We start from the raw sequence: 10,000 nt of genomic DNA on the forward strand, positions 1-10,000 counted from the left end.
TGTGAATCCAAACTTGAACTTTTCCAAACCGTACAGACAACTCCTTACGGATTCTCTTTTTTCGGAGGTATTGCAGAAGGCGAATGCCTCCCCTCGTAAAAGAGCCAACCATAATTTTCATGAGCTTTCAGAAGTTTATCAAAGATTTTTGAACGTTCTCACTCGAGATACATATATCCAGGTACACAGACATAAATCTCCCCCTAAACCGGAAACATTTCTGGTGCTCAAAGGAAGTTTAGGATTTATTCTCTTTCGTGAAGACGGCTCGATTCAAGAAACACATTATCTAAACTCCGATGGTCCAGTATACGGAATTGATATCGCTCCCGGAGTATATCATACTCTCGTTTGCCTTTCTGAAAATGCAATTTGCTTTGAAGGAAAATCGGGACCTTACGATCCCACTACAGACAAAGATTTCGCACCTTGGGCCCCTTCCGAAACGGACTCGAATCGAAACGAGTATCTCAATCAATTAAAAAAACTTTTTTAATCCGACTTTATTTTTATTCGAGGTCGTTTTTTACTTTTCTTACCGGAAATTCAAGTTTCTATTTTTTAAATACAATTTGTTGAATTTAAAAGATTTGAAAAATATTATGAATTATCCTGTCAAATATGGCCATTACAATCTGATACCCGACACTCTTCCCTGCGAAAGTGAATTCACATTGAAACTACGACCTATGGATCTTCGGGACCAATGGAAGCGCTGTTCGATCACTGCGGATTACGTTTCTCTCTATTGTTCTTGTCAGGAAAAACTGGACCCAGATTCTTCCAATACTATTTCAATCGTATTAAATGAATTGATAGAAAACGCGGCGAAGTTTTCCAAAGATAGAAAAGGAGAGATTCTTTTAGATCTCAAATATTATTCCGAAATATTAAAAATTGAAATTAAAAACTCAACGAACGAAATTCATAAGAATAAACTGGAAAATTCCATCTCGGCTCTCATCAACCGAAACTCGGATGAAATTTATATCAACAAACTCAAAAACCGAGATGGAAACGAACCGAACTCCGGAATCGGTCTTTTACTTCTTTCAAAGGATTTTCCCGTTCGATTGGGATTTTTAATCAATGAAATTTCCCATGGTACTTACGATGTCATCGTAAGAGCCTATTTGGATTTGAACGAAGTTGTAAAAACAAAACTCAAAGCTTTGAATGTTTGATTTCCTTATTCGAGACTCGTTTTAATTTCCGATCTGAGTTTTTTAATATTTTCCAAGAATCTAATCTGCCAGTATTTATTTTTATTACCTTTAATCTCTATATTATGAACACTTTTCCTATCGTAAGCGGCGACAAATCTGGAAAGGCTCGCAATCCCAGCGCTATTTAAAAAATCCAAATTTTTAATATCAATGACCGCTTTTCCTCTTCCGGAATTATCCAACATTGTTTCTATAGCGGAAATAATCGGATCGTATTCTTCCACATTGAATAAACGAAGAGTCCCAGAGATTCTAATTCTCCCCCGATTTTTTTTCGTTTCAATAAAATAGTCTTCTTTTGAAATTTCCATCTCTCTTTCACTTTCCATCACACTCCAAAGCCACCTATTCTTTTAAAAAGATCATATACTAACTATTAAAAAAGTATGAAGGCATTTTTAAAAAAAAGACAGATATTTCGAATAACGCCTAGCAAGCGTTCACTGAAAAAATAACATTTCATAAAGTTTCCGCATCTTTTCAGCATTCCAGATACTCCTTTTAGGAAATCTTAAGATCCTGCCTTTTTCACTCCTTTTTACATTTTCACTTGGTTTGGCTTCCTCAATTTTCAGATTATGTCGTTTTAGGAATTCGCTTTCTACATTCTCCATGAAAATACTTTCGGATTTCAGATGAACAATCTTCAGAAAACCCCAATAAAAAAGAAAACTTAACTCTAAATTATTTTTTCATCTAATTTGGTTTACATTATTTCAAACGCATTTTTTAGAACCCATGATATGAAAACTCTTGCAACATCTCTCCCCTAAGAAGACTATATGAGATTGTGGGAATTTTACCCATTTATATAAATAAACCTGGAAAGAAGCTCTATGCCTGAGTTTGATTCGATTGATCTTATGAATTATGCAGTTTACGGAAATGAACAAGATCCCGAATGGGCTGATATACGAAATTATATCAAGTCCAGTGCCTCTGCACAAAGAGAATTGGAAGAATTAAGACGTTCCACGCCGCAGAATGACAGAAAAAGAAGGGACCTCTCTCGCCCTCAAGAACTCGGAAGAGGTAAATCCCACGAATCGGAGTCCTCTTCTGATCCAAGGAATGCGAATTCTTTAGAGGAAAAAAAGAAATGGTGGTCTATTTTTACGGGCGAATAAAATAGTTCCCCCTTATTGTAAAAGTCCGAGGGAACATTCATGGAAAAGGAAGCTCAAACATATCTCAGACTGAAACAGTTTGTGGCCCCTTTTTTGGGTTTTGCCGTGAACATCAACGCCTATGGAACGGAACATATTACCCAGGAAGGTAAGCTAATCCTTGTCAGCAATCATAGATCCGACATGGATCCGTTCATTCTTTCGTACACTTTTCCTAGATATATTTCTTGGATCGCTGCGGATTATACGTTTCGAATTCCGATCTTCAAAGACTTAGCCAAATTAGCCGGAGGAATTCCAATGGCAATTGACGGAAAAATTTCTATGGCAAGTATCAAAATGGTACAGCAGGTTTTTAAGAGAGAAGGTGTCTTGGGAATTTTTCCAGAAGGTCACGATTACATGGTTCAAAACGACTTTTTCGCTCCCATGGTGCGATTTCACGAAGGTTTTGCAGCATTCTCAATTCGAAACAAAGTCGATATTCTCCCTTCGGTAATCGTTCCGATTGAAGAAAGTTATTCTGATATTCCGATTCCTTCTTTAGTTCGTTCTTTTATGGGAATGCCTAAGGAAGTCTGCGATATCAAACGGAGATCAATCTACAAAAAGGTCCGTGTTCTTTATGGACCTAAAATCGATCATAGACCTTATCTTGAGGGAAAACTGGAAGATAATTTAAAAAAACTTTCGGATGAAGTTCGAATGAGAATGGAAAATCTACAAAGAACCGAAGTAGCTTAAAATAATTTGAAGTTTAGAAAATTCTAAACTTCTATTTCCCCCGAGAAAATCTCTCTTGCAGGTCCGGTCATCAAAACGCTTCCAGATTCCTGCCATTGAATTCTAAGAGTTCCACCTCTTAAATCGATCTTCACTTCCTTTCCGGATCTTCCCGTTAAATTTCCAGCAACCGTCACTGCACAGGCTCCGGTTCCACACGCAAGCGTTTCTCCCGCACCTCTTTCCCAGGTTCTTTGATAGAAATGATCTTTTCCGCGAACCGTAACAAATTCCACATTCACTCGTTTCGGAAAGATAGGATGTCGTTCGATCAAAGGCCCAATTCCACTTACGGGAAATTGATCACAATCATCCACAAAAATCACACAATGTGGATTTCCCATACTTACCGCGGTAAACTTTAAATTTTTTCCCGCGATCTCAAACGTTTGATCAACGATCACTTCCTCATCCTTCCAATTTATAGGAATTTTGGAAGGGACAAGAATCGGTTTTCCCATATCAACGCTAACAAAATCGACCTTATTACCCGATCCGATCTTGAGATCCACTTCTAAAACACCTGCGCCGGTTTCGATTTTTGGATTTTTAGAATTTGTTAAGCCGTGATCGTAGATGTATTTGGCAACACAACGAATTCCATTTCCGCACATCTCGGAGGAACTTCCATCCGAATTGTACATGTCCATCATAAAATCGCCTTGTTTTGAATTACGAATAAAGATAACTCCGTCACTCCCAATTCCAAAATTACGATTGGAGATTTTTTGAATTTGCTCCGGCGTCAGGCGAATATCAGCCTGAGTGGAATCGATATAAACGTAATCGTTACCGATTCCTTCCATTTTTGTAAACTTAAGCGCGGCCACAGGAACTCCTAGAATAAATTGAATTCTATATTTTCTTAGACTGTTACGGGGGAAATTCAAAAACAAGAAAAAGCCATCCACTTTTTTCTGGCTTTTTCGACTTCAACCGAAGACATTGAAAATTCGACAATTCCCCTGGGGGCTCTTTTGAATCAAATCTGCTATCTTTGCTCAAATACTAAAAATTCTACTGTTTTTGTAGAAAATGGAATCGATATCGTTCGTTGTTCCAATTGTGGTCACGTTTTTTCCACTTATGAACAGGAAGAACACTACGAAGGTTATTGGGACGACGATTCTTCCTATGATCTCGGTTGGTGGGATCACGCCCACAGAGAAATTTATCAGGACTTCATCAAAAAATTTTTAACAGCTCCTTCAGGCAAAATTTTAGACGTGGGTTGCGGACTTGGCTTTTTTGTTAAGCGAATTGAAGATCAAAAACCCGGCTGGGAAGCGACCGGATACGAAATATCCGAAAAGGCAGTTCAATTTGCGAGAAACAAAAACGGATTGAAAAACGTTTTTTCGGGAATCGTCCAAAATTCCGAAATCGCAAAAGAATCTCTGGATATCATCACTCTTTGGGACGTGATCGAACACATTCCCAAACCTCATAGTTTATTAGAATATTTGCATTCTCTTTTAAAACCGGGTGGAATTCTATTTTTACAAACTCCGAATTTTCCAATTCAACTTTTTAAAGCGAAGTTGAAAGTCACTCTGAAAGGCATGCAACCAAACGGTCATTATCTTGAAGCGAAAGATCACATCAATGATTATACCGAAAAGACGATGAGGATGCTCGCAAAACAAACAGGATTTGTGGACTGTAAGTTTACGATTCTCAAACCGATCGCTTCCGTTTCGGGAAGTCAAGGCGGCAGTTTTGGTCCTCTTTTTAAAAAAGTTTATTATTACGCGACTAAAACCATTTGGTTGCTCAGTTTCAAAATGATGAACTTGAACAATACATTATTCGCCATTTTAAAGAAATAATCTCAAAGCAGTTCTTAGATCGTTTGTTTCCAAATAGGAATATTCTCGCTTTCTATCAGAATCGAATTCAAACGAAATCTTTCGTTCTTTCGGACTACTCTGTTTTTTAGAAAAGACAGATGTTATACGAATCGCCGAAATTCCATAACGAAGCGCACCTTCTATGTCATCCTTTAAAGAATCACCTATCATCGAGACGACTTTTTCTTCGGAAACAAGCCGGTTCGCTCCGGAGTAAAATTCCTCCGAAGGCTTTTCTTTTCCGACTTCTTCCGAGCTTAAAATCGCGTAAGGAAAAGTTTTTGGAAATAAAAGATCGAATTTGATCAATTGAGTTTTCAAATTCTCGTTCGTACAAAAAAGAAGTTTATGCTTTTCTGAAATTGTTTTTAAGAGTAAAAAGACTTCTTTATATTCTTTCTCGTACTTTTTCTTACGAATTTTAATTCCCTCCCGAAAGTTTCGGAAATAATCTCTCTCTAATTTTAAAATCCACTTCGGATCCAAAGTTCCCCATTTTGACAGGCACATTTTTTTGAAGTAAATTAAACGAAGCCGATTTGAAGGAGAATCCTTCAGTTCAATTTTTGTTTCTTTTCTTGCAGTCTCATAAAACTCCGAAAATTCCTTTGCGGAAGAGAATCCGTATTCTTTTGCGTTTCTACAAAGTTGTCGAATCGTGGTTTCATAGATTCCGATCGAATCTAAAAGTGTGTTGTCAAAGTCCAAAAAAAGAGCCATTCCTTGCAAAAGAATCTTTTCAATTCCAAATGCAATTCTTTTACCCCATTTTTCCTTGCATGATTGGAGATTCCCTTAAATCTTCCTACAAGTATGGACAACAACCAAAAAACCATTTCCCGTAAATCCTTTCTTGCGATTTTAGGTTTTTGTTTTTCAGCACTTGTAAGCGGAATTTGGTTTTTAAAATTCAGACAGAAAATTTCCGGAAAAATTTTAGGTCCGAATCACGATGTCGGACATAGAATCCGAAGTAACATAGAACCAAACGTAGCCTCCAATATAAATCTTTCCATTTCCGAAAAAGTAAAAGTGTTAATCTTAGGAGGAGGAATCTCTGGATTGAGTGCAGGTTATTATCTTCATAAATCTGGATTTGATGAATTCAAAATTATAGAATTAGAAAACGATTCCGGTGGAAATTCGAGATCAGGACGGAATTCGATCGGTAATTATCCTTGGGGCGCTCATTACTTACCACAACCCGGAGAAGAAGCGGTTCTAGTCCGTAAGTTTCTTGAAGAAAACGAAATCATCGTGGGTAAAGACAAAAATGGAAAACCAATCTACAACGAAAGATATCTTTGTTTCGATCCCGAAGAACGAATCTTCTATCAAGGAAGATGGAACGAAGGTTTATATCCCATAGGCAGTCCTGGATCGCGAGCCGCAAACGAAGAGCAAAAATTCAAGAAGTTTATTCAAAATTGGAGATCAAAAATTGGAAGAGATGGTAAAAAAGCTTTTTCGATTCCGATCGATCTTTCTTCCAGAGATCCTGAATTTTTAAAACTAGATAAAATTAATTTTTTTGAATATATCAAGGAACACGGATTTAAAACAAAAGAACTTTTTTGGTTTTTGGATTATTCCGTTCGTGACGATTTCGGCGGTTCTATGGATACAATCTCCGCTTGGATCGGGCTTCACTATTTTTGTTCTCGTCCCGTGGATGAAAACGGAGAGGACTTGAGTCTTCTCACTTGGCCTGAAGGAAACGGCTTTCTAGTAGAGAAGTTGAGATCTCCAATTCGATCCAAAATTCAAACTGGAACACTTGTAGAAAACGTAAAACCATCAAATTCCAAGAAAGGTAGATTCTTAGTTCGAATTTATACACATTCCACAGGAATACAAAAGGATATTCTTTGCGATTCGATTGTTTATTCCCTCCCGTCCTTCACTCGAAAGTACATTCTAAAAGAAAAATCGGGAATCGCCGACGGCTTGATTTATTCTCCCTGGTTAGTCGCTAATCTAAGTGTTGACAAAGTCCCAACGGGCAAAGGAATTCCTCCTTGTTGGGATAATGTAATCTATCAAAGTTCTTCTTTGGGTTACATCGTTTCCACACACCAAGATTTGCACGGAAGCAGTCGGGAAGAATCTGTTCTCACATATTACAAAGCATTCGGTGAACAAGATACAATTTCCACCCGCAAAAGAATGATAAGAACTTCTTGGTCCTCTTGGAAGGAATCGATTTTATTCGATTTAAAAAAAGCTCACCCGGACATTGAGAAAAGAGTCTACAACATAGACGTTATGACCTACGCACACGCGATGATCCGCCCCGTTCCCGGATTTATCTGGGGAGGACAAAGGGAAAAACTTTCCGTCTCTTATCCGAATCTTCATTTCGCACATTCTGATCTAAGCGGAATCTCCATCTTCGAAGAAGCTCTGGTTCGGGGTTACGATGCTGCACATAAAATTCTCAGAGATCAAAAAACGTGAATTCCAAAGCTTGGATTTTTAAACCATCCGTAGATCTTACATTTATCATTCTTCCGGGAGTTGTTTCTGTACTATTCTTATTTATATTAAAAAAATGGAATATACTTCCTTCCGAAATTAGCCCTTGGACTTGGTTTTGTACGGTTTTACTGATCGACGTAGCGCACGTATACTCTACTCTATTTCGCTCCTACTTCAACGAGGAAGAATGGAAAAAGAAAAGAACTCTTTTGATTACTGTACCGATCGTTTGTTTTTTATCTTCGGTTCTTTTGTATTCTTACGGAGTGATTTGGTTCTGGAGAATCATGTCATACGTTGCAGTTTTCCATTTTATACGGCAACAGTTCGGATTTCTGGCTCTCTATCGAAAAAAAAGCATGTCCGCCCAAATTCCATTTTTATTCGATAAAATCACAGTCTATTTAATGGGTGGTATTCCGATTATATACTGGCATCTCACGGACCAAAAGAGAGAGTTTTCATGGTTTATTGATGGGGATTTTTGGAAGTATCCGATTCCTTCTTTAGCAAACATATTACTTTGGTTTCAACAAACGTGGCTTTGTTTTTATATACTGATTCATACGTATTATTTCATAAGATATCGTTCATTGCCTTTAGGGAAAATTCTACTGGTAGCTAATACTTGGGTGGTTTGGTTTTTTGGGATTGTTTATTTCAATTCCGATTTTTCATTTACGATTACAAATGTAATCAATCACGGAGTTCCATACATATTTTTACTTTTTTATTACACAGTTCAAAATCCTTCGGAGATCAGAATAGAAATATTCAAAAGTGGATCTTGGATTAAAATCCTTCTATGCTTTTTATGCATTTTATTCGCTTTTGCATTCGTTGAAGAATGGATTTGGGACAGTTTTATCTGGAAAGATCATTCTTTCATTTTTAAGAATTCAAGTTTCTATTCCTTCGAACTTCCCGAGTTCGCATCCGCTATTTTGGTTTCTCTTCTTTTTCTCCCTCAATTCACCCATTATATTCTGGACGCGTATCTTTGGAAAATCGGAGAACTCAATCCAAGACTGTTTCACTTTTTTGAAATTTCTGAAAAGAGTTAAAAAATTCGCTCCTTTGAAATTCTATCACATTCGGGACCAGTTTTCGTTTTTAAATAGACAATCCAGGTTTTCCTTTCATAATGACGAAAAAGTTAAACAGGAATGGATCCATGATTATCGTTGAAGGAATCGACTATTTCTTAATACCTGCAGAGAACCCAGAAGTCTCCGCGAAGTTTTATTCTGATATATTCGATTTTGAATCGGTAAATGAAAAATCGGGCGAATACGTCTTGATGGGATTGGATTCGATCAATATTAGGCTTCAAAAGATTTCTGGTTTTAAAAACTCTTTAGGCGAAAGTAAAATTCCGGTTCTAAGTTTTGTTTTAGACGTGGACGATTTTACCGAAGCGATCGCGGAGTTAGAAGAAAACAAGATCTCCATTATCCGCGGACCCGAAACCAATAATAACGGTGAATTCTTACACTTCCTAGACCCTGCAGGCAACGTTTTAGAAATCAGTTATAAAGATTGATTTTTTATAAAAACAATCTGTACACAAAAAAGCCTCTCTTTGAGAGGCTTTTTTATTCTCTAAAGTTCCAAACCATTTCCTCCCGGTTCAGCCTACCTTATCGATAAAAGTACCCTTAACTTTGTAAAAATCCCCGTTTTGCCCGGCTTCAATCGCAAAAGCTCTCTTGTCTGAAACGTTAGCCTGTTTGTTTTCATAAGGCTCGACGTGAATCATCCCTTCTTCCTTAGGGATTTTTCTTGTATCTTTGACTCCTTTTTCTGGAAGCCCTAGCTGAACCGAGGAAACTACCTTCATGATACAACTCCTAACCGAACTCTAACAGATTTACGAAAAAAACCAAACACTTTTTACGGAGAATTTTATTGAATGAATTACGATTCAATAACGTTCTCTGAAAACAGAATCAACTACCGAAAGCCGATCTTACAACTCCCTTTTCCAGTCGTTATAAAATACTGAACCGCATAGTTTTCCGTAAAATTGATGGTTGGATTGTAAACGGGAGCGTCGAAAGTTCCTATGGTATTGGTAGTACAATTTTTCGAAAAATATTTCACGGTCACCAGGTTATCACATTCAAAAGTAAGAATCGTTTCTCCCACTTCCCTAAGATTGGAACGGAAAGCCTTTGTCGAATAATTATCTGTAAATTTAACCGTTTGAGAATCGGGGTAGTTAATCGCGGTTTCATCCCCATAAATATTGCTGTAAGCCTTATAACAATCCACGTAGAATTTTCTCGCGGAACAATTATAACCGTCGGTTCCGTTAACGGTATCGCAAAATCCGTCCGCCTTTGAAACGGTTAAAAAACCCGCGGTTGCTCCGGTAGGAACGGTAGTGATGATTTCCGTGGTCGTTATTGAAAAGATTGTACCTGCAAGTCCATTAAACTTTACGATCGTATCCGTAGAATTCGGAATAAAATTTCTTCCTTTGATTGTAATTTGAGTTCCAGTATAAGAAACTCCATCCGTTTGAGGAGGAGAT

Annotated in this window: 13 protein-coding genes (2 of these 13 only partly in view); 8 read left to right on the top strand and 5 right to left on the bottom strand. The window is 37.5% G+C overall.

The window, feature by feature from the left end; translation table 11 throughout:
• On the top strand, positions 1-496 hold the 3' portion of the coding sequence (locus LEP1GSC062_RS00260; protein WP_010577363.1) for a WbuC family cupin fold metalloprotein. The gene continues 47 nt to the left of window position 1, outside the view; the window shows 496 of its 543 coding nt (coding positions 48-543); its start codon lies beyond the left edge, outside the window; it ends in the stop codon at positions 494-496.
• A gap of 106 nt (positions 497-602) precedes the next feature.
• On the top strand, positions 603-1,184 hold the full coding sequence (locus tag LEP1GSC062_RS00265; RefSeq protein ID WP_010577364.1) for a slr1658 superfamily regulator: 582 nt from the start codon (positions 603-605) through the stop codon (positions 1,182-1,184).
• A 5-nt stretch (positions 1,185-1,189) separates the two neighbouring features.
• Here LEP1GSC062_RS00265 and LEP1GSC062_RS00270 read toward each other — a convergent pair whose 3' ends face one another.
• Positions 1,190-1,537 carry a slr1659 superfamily regulator gene (locus LEP1GSC062_RS00270; RefSeq protein WP_039940718.1) on the bottom strand — a complete coding sequence of 116 codons (348 nt, stop codon included), beginning with the start codon at positions 1,535-1,537 and terminating at the stop codon, positions 1,190-1,192.
• A gap of 525 nt (positions 1,538-2,062) precedes the next feature.
• On the opposite strand from LEP1GSC062_RS00270, the gene LEP1GSC062_RS00275 reads away from it, so the two are divergent.
• Both LEP1GSC062_RS00275 and LEP1GSC062_RS00280 read left to right on the top strand, forming a co-directional pair.
• The gene (locus LEP1GSC062_RS00275; protein WP_020983082.1) at positions 2,063-2,353 is read left to right on the top strand and encodes a hypothetical protein; all 291 of its coding nucleotides are present in this window, start codon (positions 2,063-2,065) and stop codon (positions 2,351-2,353) included.
• Between the two features lie 39 nt (positions 2,354-2,392).
• The gene (locus LEP1GSC062_RS00280; RefSeq protein ID WP_010577368.1) at positions 2,393-3,097 is read left to right on the top strand and encodes a lysophospholipid acyltransferase family protein; all 705 of its coding nucleotides are present in this window, start codon (positions 2,393-2,395) and stop codon (positions 3,095-3,097) included.
• Positions 3,098-3,120: 23 nt separating this feature from the next.
• On the opposite strand, the gene dapF is transcribed toward LEP1GSC062_RS00280, so the two are convergent.
• Positions 3,121-3,966 (bottom strand): diaminopimelate epimerase, encoded by an 846-nt coding sequence (gene dapF / locus LEP1GSC062_RS00285; protein WP_020983010.1) that lies wholly within the window; start codon positions 3,964-3,966, stop codon positions 3,121-3,123.
• A gap of 147 nt (positions 3,967-4,113) precedes the next feature.
• Between dapF and LEP1GSC062_RS00290 the strand changes: the two genes are divergently transcribed.
• Positions 4,114-4,965 (top strand): class I SAM-dependent methyltransferase, encoded by an 852-nt coding sequence (locus LEP1GSC062_RS00290; protein ID WP_010577370.1) that lies wholly within the window; start codon positions 4,114-4,116, stop codon positions 4,963-4,965.
• Here the strand turns inward: LEP1GSC062_RS00290 and LEP1GSC062_RS00295 are convergent.
• Positions 4,954-5,706 (bottom strand): HAD family hydrolase, encoded by a 753-nt coding sequence (locus LEP1GSC062_RS00295; protein ID WP_039940720.1) that lies wholly within the window; start codon positions 5,704-5,706, stop codon positions 4,954-4,956. The two genes, LEP1GSC062_RS00290 and LEP1GSC062_RS00295, sit on opposite strands and share 12 nt — an antisense overlap.
• Positions 5,707-5,799: 93 nt before the next feature.
• Between LEP1GSC062_RS00295 and LEP1GSC062_RS00300 the strand changes: the two genes are divergently transcribed.
• The 3 genes from LEP1GSC062_RS00300 to LEP1GSC062_RS00310 all read left to right on the top strand — a co-directional run bounded on the left by LEP1GSC062_RS00300 (position 5,800) and on the right by LEP1GSC062_RS00310 (position 9,007).
• Positions 5,800-7,443: an NAD(P)-binding protein gene (locus tag LEP1GSC062_RS00300; protein ID WP_010577372.1), complete on the top strand. Its 1,644-nt coding sequence runs from the start codon at positions 5,800-5,802 to the stop codon at positions 7,441-7,443.
• On the top strand, positions 7,440-8,528 hold the full coding sequence (locus tag LEP1GSC062_RS00305; RefSeq protein ID WP_010577373.1) for a hypothetical protein: 1,089 nt from the start codon (positions 7,440-7,442) through the stop codon (positions 8,526-8,528). The genes LEP1GSC062_RS00300 and LEP1GSC062_RS00305 overlap by 4 nt, the downstream gene beginning before the upstream one ends.
• Positions 8,529-8,638: 110 nt before the next feature.
• Positions 8,639-9,007, top strand: coding sequence for a VOC family protein (locus tag LEP1GSC062_RS00310; RefSeq protein WP_002630864.1), 369 nt, complete (start codon positions 8,639-8,641; stop codon positions 9,005-9,007).
• 87 nt (positions 9,008-9,094) lie between these two features.
• Here the strand turns inward: LEP1GSC062_RS00310 and LEP1GSC062_RS00315 are convergent, their stop codons facing one another.
• Both LEP1GSC062_RS00315 and LEP1GSC062_RS00320 read right to left on the bottom strand, forming a co-directional pair.
• Complete coding sequence (locus LEP1GSC062_RS00315) at positions 9,095-9,304, bottom strand: hypothetical protein (protein WP_002630872.1); 210 nt, start codon at positions 9,302-9,304, stop codon at positions 9,095-9,097.
• Positions 9,305-9,417: 113 nt separating this feature from the next.
• Positions 9,418-10,000, bottom strand: partial view of an LIC10067 family putative lipoprotein gene (locus LEP1GSC062_RS00320; RefSeq protein ID WP_425268418.1) — the 3' portion only. Its footprint extends 146 nt past the window's final position; only the last 583 of its 729 coding nucleotides appear in the window; its start codon lies off the right edge, out of view — the gene reads right to left on this strand; the stop codon is at positions 9,418-9,420.

The organism is Leptospira alexanderi serovar Manhao 3 str. L 60 (assembly GCF_000243815.2).
GTDB lineage: Bacteria > Spirochaetota > Leptospiria > Leptospirales > Leptospiraceae > Leptospira > Leptospira alexanderi.

Bases quoted from the DNA above. Each gene is read 5' to 3' on its own strand.
- LEP1GSC062_RS00265 (WP_010577364.1), top strand. From the start codon at position 603: ATGAATTATCCTGTCAAATATGGCCATTACAATCTGATACCCGACACT.
- LEP1GSC062_RS00270 (WP_039940718.1), bottom strand. From the start codon at position 1,537: ATGGAAATTTCAAAAGAAGACTATTTTATTGAAACGAAAAAAAATCGG.
- LEP1GSC062_RS00275 (WP_020983082.1), top strand. From the start codon at position 2,063: ATGCCTGAGTTTGATTCGATTGATCTTATGAATTATGCAGTTTACGGA.
- LEP1GSC062_RS00280 (WP_010577368.1), top strand. From the start codon at position 2,393: ATGGAAAAGGAAGCTCAAACATATCTCAGACTGAAACAGTTTGTGGCC.
- LEP1GSC062_RS00295 (WP_039940720.1), bottom strand. From the start codon at position 5,706: ATGGCTCTTTTTTTGGACTTTGACAACACACTTTTAGATTCGATCGGA.
- LEP1GSC062_RS00300 (WP_010577372.1), top strand. From the start codon at position 5,800: ATGGACAACAACCAAAAAACCATTTCCCGTAAATCCTTTCTTGCGATT.
- LEP1GSC062_RS00310 (WP_002630864.1), top strand. From the start codon at position 8,639: ATGATTATCGTTGAAGGAATCGACTATTTCTTAATACCTGCAGAGAAC.
- LEP1GSC062_RS00315 (WP_002630872.1), bottom strand. From the start codon at position 9,304: ATGAAGGTAGTTTCCTCGGTTCAGCTAGGGCTTCCAGAAAAAGGAGTC.